The organism is Acidobacteriota bacterium (assembly GCA_003696075.1).
Taxonomy (GTDB): domain Bacteria; phylum Acidobacteriota; class Polarisedimenticolia; order J045; family J045; genus J045.
On record RFHH01000022.1, the window covers coordinates 1 to 17,654 of the forward strand.

General features: G+C 73.7%; 14 protein-coding genes and 1 tRNA gene. 5 read left to right on the forward strand and 10 right to left on the reverse strand.

What is annotated here, in order from left to right; all coding sequences use genetic code 11:
* Position 1 precedes the first annotated feature (1 nt).
* Positions 2-1,510, forward strand: a complete 1,509-nt coding sequence (locus D6718_01450; GenBank protein ID RMG48617.1) for a GWxTD domain-containing protein — start codon at positions 2-4, stop codon at positions 1,508-1,510.
* Here the strand turns inward: D6718_01450 and D6718_01455 are convergent.
* Genes D6718_01455 through D6718_01470 form a run of 4 tightly spaced genes read right to left on the reverse strand, consistent with a single transcriptional unit; the run spans position 1,494 to position 5,377 of the window.
* On the reverse strand, positions 1,494-2,444 hold the full coding sequence (locus D6718_01455) for a DUF4340 domain-containing protein (protein ID RMG48618.1): 951 nt from the start codon (positions 2,442-2,444) through the stop codon (positions 1,494-1,496). The genes D6718_01450 and D6718_01455 overlap by 17 nt on opposite strands.
* Positions 2,093-3,691, reverse strand: coding sequence for a hypothetical protein (locus D6718_01460; protein ID RMG48619.1), 1,599 nt, complete (start codon positions 3,689-3,691; stop codon positions 2,093-2,095). Before D6718_01460 ends, D6718_01455 begins: the two co-directional genes overlap by 352 nt.
* A gap of 4 nt (positions 3,692-3,695) precedes the next feature.
* Complete coding sequence (locus tag D6718_01465; GenBank protein ID RMG48620.1) at positions 3,696-4,457, reverse strand: hypothetical protein; 762 nt, start codon at positions 4,455-4,457, stop codon at positions 3,696-3,698.
* Complete coding sequence (locus D6718_01470) at positions 4,454-5,377, reverse strand: ATP-binding cassette domain-containing protein (protein ID RMG48630.1); 924 nt, start codon at positions 5,375-5,377, stop codon at positions 4,454-4,456. The genes D6718_01465 and D6718_01470 overlap by 4 nt, the downstream gene beginning before the upstream one ends.
* A gap of 662 nt (positions 5,378-6,039) precedes the next feature.
* Here D6718_01470 and D6718_01475 point away from each other — a divergent pair.
* The gene (locus D6718_01475) at positions 6,040-7,167 is read left to right on the forward strand and encodes a PDZ domain-containing protein (protein ID RMG48621.1); all 1,128 of its coding nucleotides are present in this window, start codon (positions 6,040-6,042) and stop codon (positions 7,165-7,167) included.
* A 280-nt stretch (positions 7,168-7,447) separates the two neighbouring features.
* Positions 7,448-8,131, forward strand: coding sequence for a hypothetical protein (locus tag D6718_01480; GenBank protein ID RMG48622.1), 684 nt, complete (start codon positions 7,448-7,450; stop codon positions 8,129-8,131).
* On the opposite strand, the gene D6718_01485 is transcribed toward D6718_01480, so the two are convergent.
* Positions 8,095-10,467 carry a hypothetical protein gene (locus D6718_01485; protein ID RMG48623.1) on the reverse strand — a complete coding sequence of 791 codons (2,373 nt, stop codon included), beginning with the start codon at positions 10,465-10,467 and terminating at the stop codon, positions 8,095-8,097. The genes D6718_01480 and D6718_01485 overlap by 37 nt on opposite strands.
* 278 nt (positions 10,468-10,745) lie before the next feature.
* On the opposite strand from D6718_01485, the gene D6718_01490 reads away from it, so the two are divergent.
* A complete protein-coding gene (locus tag D6718_01490) occupies positions 10,746-11,579 on the forward strand; it encodes a hypothetical protein (protein ID RMG48624.1) in 834 nt (277 codons plus the stop codon).
* On the opposite strand, the gene D6718_01495 is transcribed toward D6718_01490, so the two are convergent.
* Together D6718_01495 and D6718_01500 are read right to left on the reverse strand one after the other, a co-directional pair.
* Positions 11,515-13,482: a PAS domain S-box protein gene (locus D6718_01495; GenBank protein ID RMG48625.1), complete on the reverse strand. Its 1,968-nt coding sequence runs from the start codon at positions 13,480-13,482 to the stop codon at positions 11,515-11,517. The genes D6718_01490 and D6718_01495 overlap by 65 nt on opposite strands.
* A gap of 302 nt (positions 13,483-13,784) precedes the next feature.
* Positions 13,785-14,186, reverse strand: coding sequence for an FHA domain-containing protein (locus D6718_01500; GenBank protein ID RMG48626.1), 402 nt, complete (start codon positions 14,184-14,186; stop codon positions 13,785-13,787).
* Between the two features lie 201 nt (positions 14,187-14,387).
* Here D6718_01500 and D6718_01505 point away from each other — a divergent pair, with 201 nt between their 5' ends.
* The gene (locus tag D6718_01505; GenBank protein ID RMG48627.1) at positions 14,388-15,995 is read left to right on the forward strand and encodes a hypothetical protein; all 1,608 of its coding nucleotides are present in this window, start codon (positions 14,388-14,390) and stop codon (positions 15,993-15,995) included.
* 16 nt (positions 15,996-16,011) lie between these two features.
* Here the strand turns inward: D6718_01505 and D6718_01510 are convergent.
* The 3 genes from D6718_01510 to D6718_01520 all read right to left on the reverse strand — a co-directional run.
* A tRNA-Gly gene (locus tag D6718_01510) sits at positions 16,012-16,087 on the reverse strand.
* Between the two features lie 98 nt (positions 16,088-16,185).
* Positions 16,186-17,187 (reverse strand): sigma-54-dependent Fis family transcriptional regulator, encoded by a 1,002-nt coding sequence (locus tag D6718_01515; protein ID RMG48628.1) that lies wholly within the window; start codon positions 17,185-17,187, stop codon positions 16,186-16,188.
* Positions 17,188-17,297: 110 nt separating this feature from the next.
* A partial coding sequence (locus D6718_01520; GenBank protein ID RMG48629.1) for a polymer-forming cytoskeletal protein occupies positions 17,298-17,654 on the reverse strand: 357 nt, incomplete at its 5' end.

Sequence of the window (17,654 nt, forward strand, 5' to 3'; positions counted from 1 at the left end):
GATCTGGCAAGGGGCAAATGGGCGCGGCGGTGCGCTGCCGTGGCTGTTCGCCCTCGCCGTCGCGGCCGGCCCGCCGGCTCCCGCCGGCGACGCGCCGGTCTCGCTGCGGGACTGGTACCGGGGGCCGGTCCGGTACCTGATGACGCGCACCGAGACCCGCCTGTTCAAGCGCCTCCAAACCGATGCCGAGCGCCTGCAGTTCATCAGGCGCTTTTGGGAGCGGCGCGACCCCGACCCGCGCACGCCCCAGAACGAGGCCCGGATCGCCTTCTGGCAACGCGTCGTGGAGGCCAATCGCCGGTTCGGCGACACCCCGCTTCCCGGGTGGAAGACCGATCGCGGGAAGATCTTCATCCTGCTGGGCCCTCCCGATCAGATCGAGCGGCGGGACGACTTCGACACCGGGATCAAGACCATCCCGGAACGCGGCTTGATGCGCTGGCACTACCGCGGGCTGCGCCGGTCGATGAGCCCGGAGACGATCATCGCGTTCGTCAAGGACGTCGGCGACTGGCGTCTCACCGACGATCCGAAGCTCTCGAGCATCTATCTCGACATGAACGCGGAGCGTCCGGTCGGTCTCCCTCCCACGCTGGCCAACCTCGTCGACTCGATTCCCTGGGAGCACGGGACGCTCGGAACGGCTCTCGACCTCGCGCGACTCCAGGAGGTTCCCACCGAGCGCGAGCTCCTGCGCGCCGTGGTGCGCACCGAGGAGTACCTCGGCACGCTCGACGTCGCGGCCCGCTGGCACCTCGTCGCGTCGGCGCCTCATCCGCTGCTGGCGCTGACGCTGGCCGTCCGGCGCGACGCCCTCGATCCGCCGTGGGACGGAAGCGCGCTGTCGCTGGCGCAACGATTCGCGGCGACCGCCGAACTCCGGCCGGCCGACCCGGCGGCGGAGCGTCACGGCGTGATCGAATTTCCGGAGGAGAGCTTCGTCGCCGAGCCGGCCCCGCAGCCGGGGGATCCGTACCTGCGCGTCCAGGCCCTCCGCCCGGTACCGCCCGGTCGGTGGCGGCTGTCGGCGGTCCTGGCCGACCGTCGCGCCGGCGACGCGGGCGCGGCGACGGCCGAGATCGCCGTGCCGGGCGCTGCCGAAGGAGCGCCGCTGGTCACCGGCCCCGTCCTCGCCCGGGCGATCCTGCCCGCGGGTCCGGAGCGCCCGGGAACCGATCTTCCGTTCCGGTTCCACGACCACCTCGTGATCCCCCGCTTGGGAACGGAAGTGCCGGCGGACGAGCCGTTCGGCCTGTTTCTCGAGGTGCTCCCGCCGCCCGGCCGGGACGGGCCGGTCGCGCTGGAGTGGCAGATCTTCCGCTGGGACGGCGACACGCCGGAGCCGCTCGCCCCGCCGTCGCGCGTCGAGGACGGGCGAGGACCCCGCGCGTGGCGCTTCGAGCCGGGGCAGATACCGGCCGGCCGCTACCGCGCGATGTTCACGGCGATGGTTCCCGGAGCGCCGCCCGTGAGCCGCACGATCGACTTCACGGTCACCGCCCGGAGGTGACGGGCGGGGACCCGTTCCCGGCGTCCTCGTTCCCGGAGGACTCGTCGGGAAGCCCGAGAACGCGCCGGGCGAGCGTCTCCACCTCCGCGGCCTGCACGGTCACGAGAACGACCCGCGGAAACCCGTCGAGGCGCGCGTAGTACGACGGCTGCAGCGGGTTCGGCCCGCCGAGCTCGAACGAGGGCGGCCTCGGTGGCGCGGGCTGCTCGCCTTCCTTCAGGCGGGCGGCGAGGCGCACCCGCGGCTCGTCGAGACCGTAGCGGCCCGGATCGTCCGGGTTCTCGTCGATGACCTCGAGAAACCGCACCCGGCCCCACGCTCCGATCAGATCCGCGGCGAGATCCTCCCGGGTCCCCTCGGGACTCCCGGGAGCCGGCTGCCAGGCGCCGCCCGGGCCGCGGACCAGGGTCGCCCGGCGGTCGCCGATCTGAACGGTCACCTCGGCCACGCGGGTCGTGTTGTAGGGAAAGACGAGTTCGGCCGCGACGTGTTTTCCCTCGAGCACGTCGCGCCGCTCGAGGTAGTAGGCCAGCGCCGCCATCGCCGCCACCGCGATCGCGGCCGCCGCCAGTCCCCGCCGTGTCATTTCGATCTCCGTACGAACCAGATGGCCCACCCGGCAAGGAAGACGACGAGGAACTGGAGGACCACCCCCAGCCAAACCGCCTGCTGTCGCGGCGGGCCGATGGCGAGCGCCTGCTTGGCCAGCCGGCGCTCCCCCTCCTTCCGGATGAGGAGCTCCTCGCCGGTGAGCCACCGGACGAGGTTCTCGGCGAAATCGGTGTTGGCACGGGCGGGGTAGTCGGCGTTGTCGAGGAAGTCCGCGTCCCCCACCACCGCGAACCTGGCCTCCCACCCGGCTCCGGCCTGGCCGGGCCTCGGCTCGAACCGGCGGTAGGCGGCGAGGGCGAGGATCGGAGGCGTGTCGCGCCATTCGGCCTGGGCTTCCGGATCGGGTTCGCCCCGCATCGCCCGCTGGACGTCCTCCTCGACGTACGCCCCGACCCCGGCGCGCACGAGCGGCATGTGGAAGATCTGCTGGTCCTCCATCACGGTGAAGAACTCGAGCGCCCGCGCCCCGCGGAAGAGCGTCTCCTTTCCCCGGAGGGGAGCCACCGGCTCCGCACCGCCGAAGTCCTCGCCCAGCACGACCCACGGCTCGGGATACCGCGAGCTCTTCTCCGGCCTCGGGTCGACGACGATCCCGGGGGGACTCCGCATGCCCCAGCGCCGCATCAGCTCCGCGAGCGGCGGCGGGGCCGTCGCCCCGCCCCCGGGTTCGATGTCGGCGAGAGCGAGGATCCGGCCTCCCCTCCGCAGGTAGGCGTCGAGCGCGGCGACTTCTTCCTCGGGGATCGGATCGGCGGGATCGGCGAAGATCAGCAGCGAGGCGTCGTCCGGCACACGAGCGCCGGGGCCGAGACTCAGATCGCGGACCTCGTAGAAATCCTCCTCGAGGGACCGCTGGAATTGCTGGAAGCCCTCCTCCCCTTCCGCATCGCGGCGCCGCTCACCGTGGCCGTACATCCAGTAGACGACCTTGGGCTCGCCGCGCGTGACCTCCCGGATCGCCGCCGTCAGCCGGCGCTCCCTGTCGACGGCGTTCCCCGGATCCTGGAAGTACGCCAGCCGGTCGCCGCAGCGGACCACCGTGATCCTCGTTCCGCGCACACCCAGCTCCTGCACCAGGTCGGGCCGCTTTTGCGGATCCACGACCGTGACCTGGATGCGCGGCTGGTGGTAGGAGTAGATCCGGTACAGCTCCCGGATCGCCCGGAACTCCGTCTGCCGCCGTTCGGGATACAACCCCACCACGTCCACGTCCCGGTCGATTCCCTCGAGGATCCTGATCGTCACGGGGTGGAGCGAGAACGACTTCGTCCGGGTGAGGTCCCACCGCTGATGGAACCGCACGGAGAAGAAGTTCACCAGCAGCACCGCCGCGGTGGCGACGGAGACGGCCGCCAGGGCGTTGGCGCCGAAGCGGACCCGCTTGCCCCCCACCGGATCGCGCAGCGCGGCTCGCCATCCCCACGCGCTGGGGACGAGCGCGACCAGGCCGGCCACGATCAGCCCGCGGTACGCGGTGGGCAGGACACGGGGGGCGAGGACGGCCCACCCCGCCCCCACGGTCAGCAGGACGAGACCGACCGGACCGAGCACCGTGGCGAGACGCCTCACGCCGTCACCTCCACCGCTGGCTGTCGACCACCTGCGCGGTGACGAACAGGAGAAGCCAGGTCGTGCTGACGAAGAAGACGACCGCCTGCGTGTCCACCACGCCGCCCGTCAGCAGCGCCAGGTTCCCGGCGGGCGTGAACAGCTCCAGGTTGTCCCCGATCAGCGGCACCTTGGGCGCCAGGGCTCCCAGCACGTTGACGCCGGCCATGAACAGCAGTGCCAGGAACGACGCGAGGATCGGGTTCTCGGTCAGGCTGGAGGCGAGGAGCGCCACCGCCAGCATGAACGCCCCGTAAAGGAAAAGGCCGAGATAGCCGGTCCACATCGGCGCCGGATCGGCCTTACCCCAAACGAGCAGCGTGATCGGCATCCAGCAGGAGAGCGCCAGCATCACGGCCCAGACGAACAGCACTCCGAAGAACTTGCCGAGCACGAGCTGGAACGTGGTCATCGGCGCGGTCAGCAGCAGTTCCGCCGTGTGCTGCGAGCGTTCCCAGGCCAGCAGCCGCATGGCCAGCACCGGGACGATGATGAGCAGCGCCCACGTGCTGTCCGCGCCGAGCAGGTTCCGGACGAGCTGCTCGGCTCCGGGGAGCTCCGCCAGCGGGTTCGCCGCCGCCCGGACCCGCGCCCCCTCGTAGGCCAGGATCCCGAGGTAGAACAGGACTCCCATGATGAGGAGGAAGACGGCGGTGGCGGTGTAGGCGAGCGGCGAGACGAAGTAGCTCTTGACCTCGCGCCGGAAGAGGGTCCAGACGAATCTCACGCGGCGGCCTCCTCCTCGAGGACGACCCGCCGGAAGACCTCTTCGAGCGTCGTCCGCTCCGACTGCACCTCCAGCAGGCCGAACCCCGTGGCGGCCAGCGCCCGGACGAAGCGCTCGCGGCGATCGTCCCCCGGCTCCAGCGCGAACCGGAAACGCCCCTCGCCGAGCGGCTCGACTCGCCGGACCTCCGGCAGGGAGCCGAGCTGGGCCCCGTCGGCCGGGGGTCTCGCCAGTCGGACGACGACGCGCCCGGCGCCGCCCTCGAGCAGCTCGTCCATCGGTCCTTCCGCCACGACCCTCCCCTCGTTGATGATCACCACCCGCTGGCAGGTCGCCTGGACCTCGGGGAGGACGTGGCTCGACAGAATGACCGTCCGCTCCCGCCCGAGCGCCCTGATGATTCCCCGGATCTCGATCACCTGGGTCGGATCGAGACCGACGGTCGGTTCGTCGAGGATCAGGACCGGCGGCTCGTGGATGACCGCCTGGGCCAGTCCGACCCGCTGGCGGTATCCCTTGGAGAGGTTCCCGACCAGTCGGCGGGCCATGTGGGTCAGGCCGCAGCGCTCCAGCGCCAGGTCGACGGCGGCCCGGCAGCGGGCGCGCGGCACGGCGCGCAGCCGCGCGGCGAAGGCGAGGTAGTCGCGCACCACCATCTCGGGGTAGAGCGGCGGCACCTCCGGCAGGTAGCCGATCGCCCGTTTGACCTCGAGCGGTTCGTCGAGCACGTCGTGGCCGGCGATCCGCACCGACCCGGAGGTCGGGGGCAAAAGGCCGGTCATGATCTTCATCGTCGTCGACTTTCCCGCGCCGTTCGGTCCGAGAAAGCCGAGGATTTCCCCCCGGTGGACGCGGAACGAGATCCCTTTGACCGCCTCGAACTCCCCGTAGAACTTGCGGAGGCGGTCGATCTCGATCATCACCGGCCGGCGGGGCGCGCCCGCCCCCCGCGCCTCGCCGTTCCTGGCTTCGTCCACCGGCTCACCTCGTGCGGGCCAGGCCGCTCCGGCCGGCGCGCGAAGGGCTCTATCTACTGTCGCCGTCCCCGGGTGTCAACGGGGCGCCGGCGCAACCGATCGGCGACGCGACGCAGTCGCTCGGCCGGGGAGAGCCCCGCCGGCGGCGCCGGCTGGGCCCGCGCCTCCCGGCCTCCGGCGGCGCGCGCCGGAACCGAGGCGATGCGGATCCGCGCCGAACGCATCCCCAACGCTGCCGCGACGCGCCGCTCGATCTCGGCGCGGAGCGGCTCGAGCCTCGTTTCCCACCCGTCCCCGGTGAAGAGGAGTTCGAGGGCACCGTCTCTTTCGCGAATCTGCGAAAGGCTCCGGGCAAGCTCGGGCCCCAGGGCTTCGGCGACCCGGCACCGCCGCGCCACGACGGCCAGCCGCCGGGGCGCGCCCGGTGGTAGCGGGAGCCGGGCCGGCGGGACGAACCCACCGCGCCGCTGTCCGCCCATCCGGTCTCGCCCGGGCATGGCGCGAGGATAGCGCGGCCGGCGCCGGGCGTCGCGCGTTGTGCCCCCGGCCGGAGCCGCCGATACTGGCCCGGGCGCCCGGGCCGTCCCGGACGTGGAGGACCGCAGATGAAACGCGTCGCCGTTCCACTTCTCGCCGCCGCTCTGCTCGCGCTCGCCCTCGTCGCTGGTCCGACCGCGGCTCGAGGGTGGCTGGGACTCGAGTCGCGCCCGGCCGCCCGACCGCGGCCGGTGACGCCGCGCGGCGAGTTGTCCCCGGACGAGATGGCCACCATCGAGCTGTTCCGGCGCGCCTCGCCGTCGGTCGTCTACATCACCTCGCTGGCGCTGCGGCGCGACATCTTCACCCTCAACGTCCAGGAGATACCGCGCGGCACCGGTTCCGGCTTCGTGTGGGACGAAGACGGGCACATCGTGACCAACTTCCACGTGGTGCAGGGATCGAGCGGTGCCCGCGTGACCCTCGCCGACCAGTCGACGTGGGACGCCGAGCTGGTCGGAGCGGCGCCGGAGAAGGACCTCGCGGTCCTGAAGATCGACGCGCCGCCCGACCGGCTGCAACCGATCGCGATCGGCAGCTCGCACGACCTCCTCGTGGGGCAGAAGGTGTTCGCGATCGGCAACCCCTTCGGACTCGATCAGAGCCTGACGACCGGTGTGATCAGCGCGCTCGGACGCGAGATCGAATCGGCCGCGCGCATTCCGATCAGGGGCGTGATCCAGACCGACGCGGCGATCAACCCCGGCAACTCCGGCGGGCCGCTCCTCGACAGCGCCGGCCGGCTGATCGGCATCAACACGGCCATCTACAGCCCCTCGGGGGCGTACGCGGGGGTCGGGTTCGCGATCCCTGTCGACACGGTCAATTGGGTGGTGCCGGAACTGATCGCGAAGGGGCGAATCGAACGGCCGACGCTCGGAGTCGAGGTGATCGGCACCCGCGAGGTGGGACTCGGCGAGCCCGAGGGGGCCCTGATCGTGCGGGTGGTGCCGAGGAGCGGCGCCGATAGGGCCGGTCTTCGCGGCACCGCACGCGACCGGCTCGGAAGGCTCCGGCTCGGGGACATCATCGTGGAGGTCGGGGGCCAGCCGGTGCGCAGCGCGGACGACCTTCTCCTCGCCCTGGACCGGCGACGGCCGGGAGAGTCGGTGCCCGTGACGGTCGTCCGGGAGGGGCGGCGGCTCACCGTACCGGTCGAACTGGGTCCCCCGGCGCGGCGGGGCTTCCGCGAGTGATCCGGATGAATCATTGAGCCCCGCGACGCAGGGTGCGAAAATCTGATGAAGTCTGACGAAGTCGTCCGGCCGCGCCCGCGGAGGCCGACGAGTGGGAGGGGACGTGGCCAGGCCCATTCTCCCCGATTCACCCGGCGAGGCGCGGCGGAGCGGATCGGTTTCGTGACGCTCCCTGCCGGGCCCCGGCCTGCGGAGAAACCGGCCCCGCCCCCTGCCCGCCACCCGCGGTCGCGTTCCGCCGCGCCCTCCGCGGCGGGGCGCGCCGTACCGGAGGTGAGTCATGGCAGGCCTCATCCCGTCCTCCACGTTCGCGCGTGCGGCCGATCCGCTGCTGGTCACCGACGCGGGAGGCCGCGTGCGCTACATCAACGAGCCGGCGGCGCCGCTGGCCGCGAGGAGCCGCTCCGACGCGCTCGGGCGCCCGTGCTGGGAAGTGATGCGCCTGCGGCGCGATGACGGCACGCCCCTGTGCCGCCCCGACTGCGAGGTGCTCGCGGCCGCGCGGGCCGGGCGCCCCGCGCCGCGGATGCGCGTGCTCGCCGTCACGTCCCAGCGCCCCGTTCCCCACGAACTGGTGACGGTGCTCCACCCGAGCGCCGCGCGCCACGCGCCCGCCGTCGTCCACCTGCTCCTCCCATCGCGCCGCCCCGCGGCTGCGGAGGCGGGCACGGACATCCGGGCGGCGTCGCGCCTGACGCTCCTGTCGCCGCGGGAGCGCGACGTGCTGCGCCTCCTCGCCTCGGGCTACACGACGGACCAGATCGCCTCGGCCCTGCACATCGCGCGCACCACCGTCCGCAACCACGTGCGGGCGATCCTCGGCAAGCTCCGGGTCCATCGCCGGGTCGAGGCGGTCCTGATCTGGCTCCGCGCCGGCGGTGCGGTGGCGGGACTGCCGCGCGCGGCCGATTGGCCCGCGGGGGAGCCTCAGACGGCGGCGTTCCTCCCGCGTGACGCGACGTAGCGCAGCACCGCTCGGTACTGGGACTCGGCGTCGAGCCCGGCCTGGGCGAGGACCCGCGGGGCGGGCCCGCTGCCCGGATAACCGCCTTTCCGGAAGGGGTGCAAGGTGGCCTCGCGTCCCTTCCGCGACAGGATCCAGCGCTCCATCGTGGGAAGGGTGAACCCGGTGATCCCCATCGCCTCGCGGGCCCGCGCCTCCGGGTAGAGGTGTTCGCGCTCGGCTCGCGGCAGCCGGTCGAAAAGCTCCGCGCTGGTGACGCAGTAGGCGTTCAGATCGATCCCCTCCGCCTCCAGCCTCGGAAGCACCTCGGTCACGAAGGTCGAGGTGACGCGGCTTCCCTGGAGAACGACGGTCCCGTCCCCCCGTCCCGCGGCGGTGCGGAGCGGGACGATCCCCTTCGCGGCGGCCGACGCCGGCGGCAGTCCGAGCGCCGCGCGGTCGGGCACCCGCTCCGGCGGCCTCGTGACGAAGGGGAAGATCAGCGCCGGTCGCGCGGCGAGTGCCGCGGTGACGAGCGGCCAGATCTCCTGCGGTTCCCACGGCGTGAGCGTCACCGCCAGGCCCGGCGGGAAGTTCCCCTGAACGAGCTGGAGAGCCTGCGGATCGGCGTGGGTCGGCCCGTCCTCGCCGGTCTCCAGACCGGCATGCGCGCACACGACGACGAGTGTCCGGTAGGGCGCCCCCGTGGCCTCGCGCAGCGCCTGCGCGCCGATCGCGTGGAGGCGGGCCGCCACGTGTCCGAGAGGGGCGATGAAGGCCGCGTAGGAAGAGGCCACCCCGATGTGCCGGCCGAACGCGGAGAGGCCCGAGAGCACGCCGGTGATCCCGTCCTCACAGATGCCGCCGACGGCCAGCCTGCGGGATGCCGGGTTCTCCCGGGCGTCGAAGAAGCCCGCGGCGAACCCTGAAACGGCCTCGTCCACGCTCGTCGAACCGAGAAGGTCCGCCGCCGCGACGACGAGCGCTCCGGCGCCCGCCTCGTTGTAGAAACGGAGCACACGGCCGAGCTCCCCGCGGAGCGTGGTGGTCGCGCCGGGCTCCAAGCGCAGGGATTCGGGCGGTTCGACGCCCCGGCGGACCGCGGTCTCGTAGACGCTCTCGACGCGCGGCGCGCCCGGGCGCGGCTTCCTCGCGCGCGCTTCGAGGCGCTCCCTGGCCGCCTCGAGCTTGCCCGCGAGGTGCGCGGTCGTCTCGCGCTCGCTTTCCACCGCCGAGCGGATCGCACCCAGCGCTTCCCAGAAACACTCCTCGCGGACAGCCCCTCCGTCGCGGCGCTCGCAGCGGCGCATCTCCGCGTCGCAGCGGGGAAGCTGGAGGCCGTAGCGCTCGGTCAGCTCCATCACCGCGTCGAAGAAGCCGTCCGAGCACATCCCGTGTCCCGCCCCGTGGGATGCGCGGCCGGTGATCCCGTAACGCCATCCCTTGACCGTGCGGTAGACGATCGCCGTCGGCTGTCCGTTGTCGAGCGAAAGCGCTAGCCGCTGTCCGGCGAGAACGCTCGCGAGGTCGCGCCCGTCGGGGACCCGGACGACGTTCCAGTCGTGCAGGGCGAACAGCTCCGCGGGATCCCACTGGACGTAGTCCCCCGGCCGGTCGGCCTCGCGGCAGACGCGGTCGGTGTCGATCGAGGCCTGGTTCCAGTCCACGTGCACCACCAGGTTGCCGAGCCTGGCGGTGCCGGCGGCCGCCAGGGCCTCCGACGCCCGGCCGGGTGTCAGGCCCCCTTCGCCCTCGATGACGTGCACGCGCGGCGAGTCGGATCCGAAGACGTCGAGGGCGCCGAGCGCGAGCCCCACGGCGGCGGCCAGCCCGACCCCCGACGCACCGGTCGCGACCGGCACGAACGGGATGGCGGGCGTGGGGTGCCCGTCGAGCGGGCGCGCTTCCATCCGCGACAGGAGCGGCGTCCTCTCCGTCGGGTTCCGCCGGAAGCCGAGCAGGTCCTCGAGGCGGAACCGCGCGCGCCGGTCCTCCGGAAGCAGATGCGGCGCCGCGACGCGGGCGATTTCGTCCCGCAGGGCCCACAGCGCGTACAGACCGAGTGCCTTGTGACCCGCGGCGTAGCAGAGAAGGTCGGCGTCGGAGCGCCAGGGATCGCCGAGGTCGTGGTCGAGGTTGTCGAACAGCAGCGCGGCCGCGAAACGCCCGCAAGAGATCGATCCCCCCGGATGGCCCGAGCGGGGAACGTAGTTGTAGAGGATGGCGCAGAGCGGCCGGTACAGCCCGTCCAGCGTCTCGAGGGCGCGCAGGTCGGCCGGCGCCGCCCCGGCGGCCGTTTCCGGAGGGGGAGCCACATCGAGAACCTCCCCCCGCCGCGGTCCCAGCGTGAGCGTCATGATTCCTCCCCGCGGGCCACCCCCCGGAGCGGCGATGATGCCTTCCCCGACCCGCGGGCGCCGCCATCCCCTGACGTCGGTCAACGGCCTTGGCGACCGCCGTCAATCGGCCGCCCCGTTCCGGCGAGAAGCCCCCTCCGGCGACGCGATTTCAGGATCGTCGGGCGCCGGTGTCCGGCGGCGTCCGCCGCCTTCCCCGAGCCGTTGGCAGGCCCCCTGCATGGTCGCGGACCGGCGGCCCGGGCGGAACGGCCCGGCGCGGCGGACAAGGGGGCCCGATGGACCGACCGGACGTGTACGACCTCGGCGAGATCCGGCGGGCGGTCCGCCCCGGCTCGGCCGCCGCGAGCCGCGGCGTCGCGGACCCCACCGGCACCGGCTGGGGCGTCCGCCGTCCCGGCCGGACGCCGGCCGAGGGCTCCCGGCTCCGCCGGCCCTCGCGCGAGGCGGGCGCGACCGCCGCGGCCGAGACCCTCCGCATGGCCATCCGCCGCGCCGCTGCTGCGTCCTCGGCCGCGTGCCCGGGACTCGGGCACCTGGCCGCCGGGCGCTGGCGCGCAGGGCTGTTCCTCTCCACCCATACGGCTCTGTGCGTCGCGGTGGCGCGGGCGGTCTGGTGCGAACCGCGCCTCCTCGCCGGCACCCCGTCCTGGACCGGCCCGCTGCTCGTCGCCGCCGCCGCCGTGGGTGCGGCGGGCCTTCATGTGGCGGGACTGGCGACCCTTCCCCGCCTCCCGGGGGCCCCACCGCCGCCGCTGTCCGCAGCCGCCTCGGCCCTGATCCCCGGGTGGGGACAGGCGCTCAACGGGTGCCGGATCCGGGCCGCCCTCTTCGCCACCTGCGCCTGGGCCGCCGCCGCAGCTTGGCTGTCGGTCTCGCCCGCCGCCGGACTCCTGTTCGCGCGCTTCGGGGCGGTCCCGCCTTCCTGGCTCGGGGCGCTGGGGGCCGCTCCCCTCCGCTGGGCGCTTCCCGCGGCCTGCTGGCCCGTGGCCGTCTACGACGCCGCCGCCGGGGCCGCCGCCCGGCGCCGGGCGGGCCGGACCTCCCTCACCTCCGGTCCTGCGCCCGCTCGAGAGCGCGGCGGACGTGCACCAGCAGCTCCGAGGGCGTGAACGGCTTCGGCAGGAGCGCTTCGGCGCTCCCCTCGCCGGCCACGCCCTCGTCCGCGTACCCCGTGATGAAGAGCACCGGAAGGCCCGGACGATCCCGCCGCAGCTCCGCGGCGAGGTCGGTGGCCCGCCCCTCCGGGAGGACGAGGTCGGCGATGAGAAGGTCGACCGGCCTTCCGGCGCCCGCGAGGCGCCGCGCCGCGGCGGGGCCGTCGGCGACCGCCACCTCGTACCCGGCGGCCCGCAGGGTCCGGGCGGCGAGATCCCGGACGCCCGCGTCGTCCTCGACGAGGAGGACCCGCCCCTTTCCCTCCCGGCGTCCGGGAAGGATCGGCTCGGGAGGGGCTTCCGGCTCGGGCGGCTTGTCGGATCCGGGGAGGCGGATCCGGAACCGCGTTCCTTTTCCCGGGTCGGAGTCCACGGTGACATCCCCCCCGGACTGGCGGACGATCCCGTAGATCGTCGCCAGGCCGAGGCCGGTCCCTTCCCGGGAACTCTTCGTGCTGACGAACGGCTCGAACAGGTGGCGCCGCACCTCCGGTGGCAGTCCCGGTCCGGTGTCCTCCACCGTCAGCTCCACGAACCGGCCCGCGCCCGGCGGCCCGTCCCCGAGGGTGACGTTCGCCGTGCGCAGGCGCAGCTCGCCGCCCTCCGGCATCGCGTCCCTCGCGTTGATCGCCAGGTTGAGGATCACCTGCTGGAGTTGAGCCGGGTCGGCCTCGACGGTCCACACCGGTTCGGTCAGATCGATCTGCAGGCGCACCTTCTCGCCGAGCACCCTGCGGAGCAGCGACTCCGCGCCGCGCACGACCTCGTTGAGATCGATCGGACGGGGCCTGAGCGGCCGCCGGCGCGCGATCGCGAGGAGCTGGCCGGTGAGTTCCTTGGCTCTGAGCCCCGCCTGGCGGATCGCCTCGAGATCGTGCGCGGGAACCCCGCGGCGGGCGAGCTCCTCCTCCAGCAGCTCGCAACCGCCGAGGATCACGGTGAGGAGGTTGTTGAAGTCGTGGGCGACGCCCGCGGCAAGGCGGCCGAGGCTTTCCATCTTCTCGGCCTGGAACAGGCGCCGGCGCAACGCCTCGCGCTCGGTCACGTCTTCGAGCTGGCCCACGTAGAAGGCGGGCCGCCCCCCCGCATCGCGCACCACCGAAACGCACAGGCGGCCGACGATCGTCCGGCCGCTCTTGTGCCGGTAGCGTTTGATCATGCTGAACCCGCCCGCGCGCCCTTCGATCAGGTCCAGCTTCTTGAGAGCCTCCTCCTCCACGTCCTCCGGATCGGTCACGTCCGCGACCCGCATCTGGAGCAGCTCCTCGGCGGTGTATCCCAGCATCTCGCACAGCGCCTGGTTGACCAGGAGGAACCGCTCGTCGGGAGCGACGAGGGCCATGCCGATCGGAGCGTTGTCGAAGGCGAGGCGGAAGCCGGCGCCGAGCGCCTCGTCGCTCTCCGGCTCGCGCGCCACGACCAGCCAGGCCACCCGCCCCGCACCGGCGCGGACGGCGCGCGCCCTCCACGGGCGCCCTCCCCCGCCGGCCGGTGCGCGCGCTTCCGCCGGCCGGCCCGTCGCCTCCGCCTCGGCTCCGATGCGCGCCAGTGCCTCCGCCAGCTCCGCGGGGAGCGCTTCGCCGAGCACCGCACCCGGCCCCGGGACGCGCCCACCCGGCCACGGGAACCGCGGCCCGGAGAGCACCTTCGAAAGCGTGCCGCCCGGCTTGCCCACGAGGAGGGCCGCTCCGAGTCCGTCGAGCAGCGCCGACAGCGCTTCCTCGTCCACCGGCGGGCGCTCGCGCCCCTCGGACGCCAGCCGCTCCAGTTCCCTCTTGAGACGCTCGACCTCGCGGCGGAGTCCCCGCTCACCCTCGGCCATGGGGAACCTCCCCTTCCTCCCCTTGGCGCGGATCATACACCCCGTCACCGACGCTCCGTCCCCGGAGAGCCCCGCCGACGGTGCGGCGGGCCGGAAGCGTCCACGCGCTCTTCGCGCCGGGGAGACTCCTCCGCCCCGCGCCGATCCCCGAGGCGCACGCGGACGGCGCGCGATGCCGCGGAACCCGCTGGCATGCCGGCGCTTGGCTTCGGAGCCGGCGCTGGCGAGCCAGCGGGGCCCGCGGCCTTCCGGGGCTCGGCGCACCGGGCGAGAGGCGGCTTCCCCGTGGTGCCCGCTCGCGCCGGGCGGGTGGGGGTGCGCCTCGGACAGGGCGGGCCTCAGTCCTGCAGGACGCAGGTTCCGGGGGCCGGCTCGATTTCCTCCTGGAAAAACCGGAACTCCCGCTCGCCGATGCGGATGGTGTCCCCCGCGCGCAGCTCGCAGCTCTGGGCCGGCATTCCGTTCACCTCGACGCCGCTCCTGCTGCCGAGGTCGCGGATCCGGAAGCCGCGCCCCGTGAACTCGATCACCGCGTGCCAACGCGACACGGAGTCGTCCTCGACCGGCAAGTCCGCCCCGGGCGAACGCCCGATCGTGATGCGCTCGCGGTCCAACGCGATCGGCGCGCCCGCGGTGGGGCCGTTCATCGCCACGAGGCGCGAGCGGTAGCGTTCGAGATACTCGGAGAGTCGGTGCCCCCGCGTCTCCGCGCCGGTCACCCGACCCGTGCGATCCGCCATCCGCCTTCCCTCGACGCGGGGCCGAGTGGCCCGCACGCAGAACGGTGCGTCCTCCCCGCCGGAACGGTCAAGCGCGCGGAAGAGTGCGGGCGCGGCCGGACCGGCGGGAACGCCCCGGTGTGCCGCCGCCGCTCCGGTGCTAGCCTCGCAAAGGGGGTGCGGCGCGGCGGCCCGACCGCCCCGGAAGGGGAACCGATCGGCATGGGTGAAGATCGGCCGGAGACACTCGACGAAGCGCTCGAGCTCCTGACGCGATTCGTCGGCCGGCGGCTCGAGCGCGACATCCCGCCCGGCCGGCCGCTGACGGCGGTGGCGGCGGCGCTCGCCTGGCGCCGCCTCGCGACCGCGCTGGCCGACGCCTTCGATGCCGAGCGCGCGCGTTTGGAAGAGGTCGGTCTCAGCCTCCCGGCAGCCGACGCCGGCGCCTGCGCGCGCCGGATGCGCGAGGCGGCGCGGGAGGCGCTCGGCCGGGCCGCGCGGCTCGAAGCGGCCCAGTTGGAAGCGTCCGATCCGGAGCGTTACGTCGAGCTGCGCCTCGCGCTCGCCGACGTGAACGACGCCGCGGGCGCCGCCGGCGCGGCGAACCTCCTCGTGCAGGCGGTCGAGCGCATCGGGGAAACGGCCGCCCGCCGCTTGTGGTCCGACCTCGAGCGCCGCGCGACGCGCCTCAGGATCCGCATTCCTCCGAGCCTGAGGCGGCGATTCAAGAGCCGGCTGCCCGGACCGCAAGCCCGCGCTCCGGCCGCGCCCGGACCGTTCGCGGAGCTCGAGCGCCTCGAGCGTGAGGCCCGGCACCTCGACGGGGAGGCGGCCTCCCTCCCCAAGCGGGAACTTTTCCTGAGGATCGTGTCGATCGGCGCCCGTCTCAAGGCGCTCCAGGAACAATCCGCGCCCTCCTGGCCGGAACCGGAACGGCGCCGGCTCCGGGCGGTCTTCGGGACGCTGACGCGGATCAGCCGCGAGCATCGTCCCGGGTACACCGACGTGCTCGATTCGAGCAAGACGGGGCGCGACTGGCGCGCGGCGGCCGCGGAGGCCGACCGACGGCTCGAGGCGCTGGCGCGGGAACGGGATCGGGCCCGGCGCCGCGGGCGGAAGGAACAGATCCGGGAAGCGCTGGCCCGGCTGCGCGCGGAGGAACGGCGGATGGTCTTCCGCGAGGCGCTCGACCGCCTCCGGGCCCGCCTGTACCACCTCGCCGGCGAGCGCGACGAGCAGGCGCGGGATCGGCTCCTCCGGGAGGCCCGGACCGCGGCCGCGATCGCCTGCCGGGCGGCGGAGGGAACGCGCGAGCGGCTCGAGGAACTCGAGCGGGTCCTCGGATCGCACCGCGACAGCATCGCTCGTGGTCGCGAGTTCCGGGCCCTGCGAAGGCTACGGGGTGCGCCGGAGGAGGATGCCGCGCCCGCCGATCTCGACCGCGACGAGCTCGAGGCGGTCACCGAGGCGCTGGCCGAGGACGAGTGGCCGGAAGAGATCCTCGACCGGCGGGGGGCGGGAGCCGGGGAGCGGGTCCTCCTCGTGGGCGGCCTGCCGAGCGAGCCCCGGCGCCGCGCTCTCGCTTCCTTCTTCGGCTGGTCGGCCTCCGAGTGGATCGAGTCCTACCGCGATCACGCCGCCGACCTCAAGACGCTTCGGCGCCGCCTGCGCGACGGCCGCTTCGATCGCGTGGTGGTCCTGGCGCGATTCTGCGGCCACGACGTCAGCCAGGGGCTCGCCGCGGCGGCCCGGCGGTGCGGCGTCGCCTACTCGGTGCACCCTCGCGGCGTTTCGATTCCGGCCTTCGCGCGGGAGGTCTACTCCCGCTAGGGGAGAGGCGAGCGCGTGGAGCGGGCGACGGGTCTCGAACCCGCGACCCTCAGCTTGGGAAGCTGATGCTCTACCAACTGAGCTACGCCCGCTCGATCGTTCCCCGGGCGCGACAAGCGCCGGCGGGGCCTTCCGGCCGGCGCAATGTAGCGCGTGCGGCGGCCCGTGTAAAGGCCGCCGCGGGCGGGGCTCACCGGGACGGCCCGCGGGGCGACGCCAGGCCGAGCTTCTTGATCTTCGAGTAGAGGGTGGCGCGAGTGATGCCGAGAAGCTCGGCCGACCGCTTGATGTTCCACCCGGTCCTCGTCAGGACGCGGCGGATGACGATCTCCTCCACCTCCGACAATCGGACGGTGTTCAGCCGGTAGGAACCGTCGAGGCACGGCTTGGCGCCGCGGATCTCCGGCGGGAGGTCGTGCAGGTCGACGAGCTCGCCGTCGGCGAGCACCACGGCGCGCTCGCACGCGTTCTCCAGCTCGCGAACGTTGCCCGGCCAGTCGTACCGCTCCATCGCCGAAAGGGCGCGGTCGGTGAAGCCGCGGAAGCGGCGGCCGCATCCCTCCGCGACGCGCCGGGCGAACCGCTCGGCGAGCAGCGGGATGTCGTCGGGGCGCTCGCGCAGGGGCGGCAAGACGATCGGGATCACGTTGAGCCGGAAGAACAGATCCTCGCGGAACCGCCCCTCGCGGACCTCCTCGCTCAAGTCGCACCGCGTCGTGGAGATCAGCCGGACGTCCACCTTGTGCGCGCCATCGGCACCGACCGGCTGGACCTCCCGCTCCTGGATGGCGCGGAGCAGCTTGACCTGGGTCGGGATGGGAAGGCCGGCCACCTCCTCCAGGACGAGCGTGCCCCCGTGCGCCCTCCGCAGCGCCCCGGCCCGGGCGCGGGTGGCGCCCGCGTAGGCCCCCACCTCGTGCCCGAAGAGCTCGCTTTCCAGGGCTTCGCCCCGAAACGCGCTGCAGTTCACCCGGACCAGCGGTCCGTTCGCGCGGGAGCTGCCGGCATGGATCGCCTCCGCGACCAGGTGCTTTCCGGTGCCCGACTCCCCCGTGACGAGGACGGCGCTCATCGCCGGCGAAACGATCCCGATCAGCTCCTTGATCCGCTGGATGCGGGGGTTGCGCCCCACCAGCGCATCGACTTCGTGCGCCGGAGAGGTGCCGACGGGGGGGCAGGCGGTGGGCGCCATCCAGATCCTCCGCGGGCCGGACCGCGCACGTCCGATCCGTGCCGGGTGCGGGCCGTCCGGCCGCACTCGCGAAACTCATCGGACGCCCGCGGGAGGAACTTGAACCCGGATCAGGAGCCTTCCGGAGCCCCCCCTCCGACCGTCCGGTCGGGGCGGATGCGCAGGACGCCCTCGAAGCGGGCACCTTCGGACGTTTCGAGCTGTTCGGCGTCGACCTCCCCCTCGAAAGAGGCGCCGCGCGCGAGCTCCACCGGCCCGGTGACGGTCAGCGATCCGCGGCAGCGCCCCTCGATGCGCAGCCGGTCGAGACGGCCCCGCAGGTCGGAGGCCTCCCCCCCGGGAGCGATCACGAGGTCTCCCTCGAGCGCGATCTCGCCCGAGAGCCTCCCGTGAAGCAGAACGACTCCGCGTCCGGTGACCCGGCCGGCGACGCTCGCCCCCCGCCCCACCTGGAGGAACCCCTCGGC

What these genes read in the sequence shown, in the direction of transcription:
- D6718_01500 (RMG48626.1), bottom strand. Translation starts at nt 14,186, where the DNA reads ATGGCGGATCGCACGGGTCGGGTGACCGGCGCGGAGACGCGGGGGCAC.
- D6718_01495 (RMG48625.1), bottom strand. Translation starts at nt 13,482, where the DNA reads ATGATCCGCGCCAAGGGGAGGAAGGGGAGGTTCCCCATGGCCGAGGGT.
- D6718_01505 (RMG48627.1), top strand. Translation starts at nt 14,388, where the DNA reads ATGGGTGAAGATCGGCCGGAGACACTCGACGAAGCGCTCGAGCTCCTG.
- D6718_01480 (RMG48622.1), top strand. Translation starts at nt 7,448, where the DNA reads ATGGCAGGCCTCATCCCGTCCTCCACGTTCGCGCGTGCGGCCGATCCG.
- D6718_01485 (RMG48623.1), bottom strand. Translation starts at nt 10,467, where the DNA reads ATGACGCTCACGCTGGGACCGCGGCGGGGGGAGGTTCTCGATGTGGCT.
- D6718_01475 (RMG48621.1), top strand. Translation starts at nt 6,040, where the DNA reads ATGAAACGCGTCGCCGTTCCACTTCTCGCCGCCGCTCTGCTCGCGCTC.
- D6718_01515 (RMG48628.1), bottom strand. Translation starts at nt 17,187, where the DNA reads ATGGCGCCCACCGCCTGCCCCCCCGTCGGCACCTCTCCGGCGCACGAA.
- D6718_01455 (RMG48618.1), bottom strand. Translation starts at nt 2,444, where the DNA reads ATGGCGCGACACGCCTCCGATCCTCGCCCTCGCCGCCTACCGCCGGTT.
- D6718_01470 (RMG48630.1), bottom strand. Translation starts at nt 5,377, where the DNA reads ATGATCGAGATCGACCGCCTCCGCAAGTTCTACGGGGAGTTCGAGGCG.
- D6718_01490 (RMG48624.1), top strand. Translation starts at nt 10,746, where the DNA reads ATGGACCGACCGGACGTGTACGACCTCGGCGAGATCCGGCGGGCGGTC.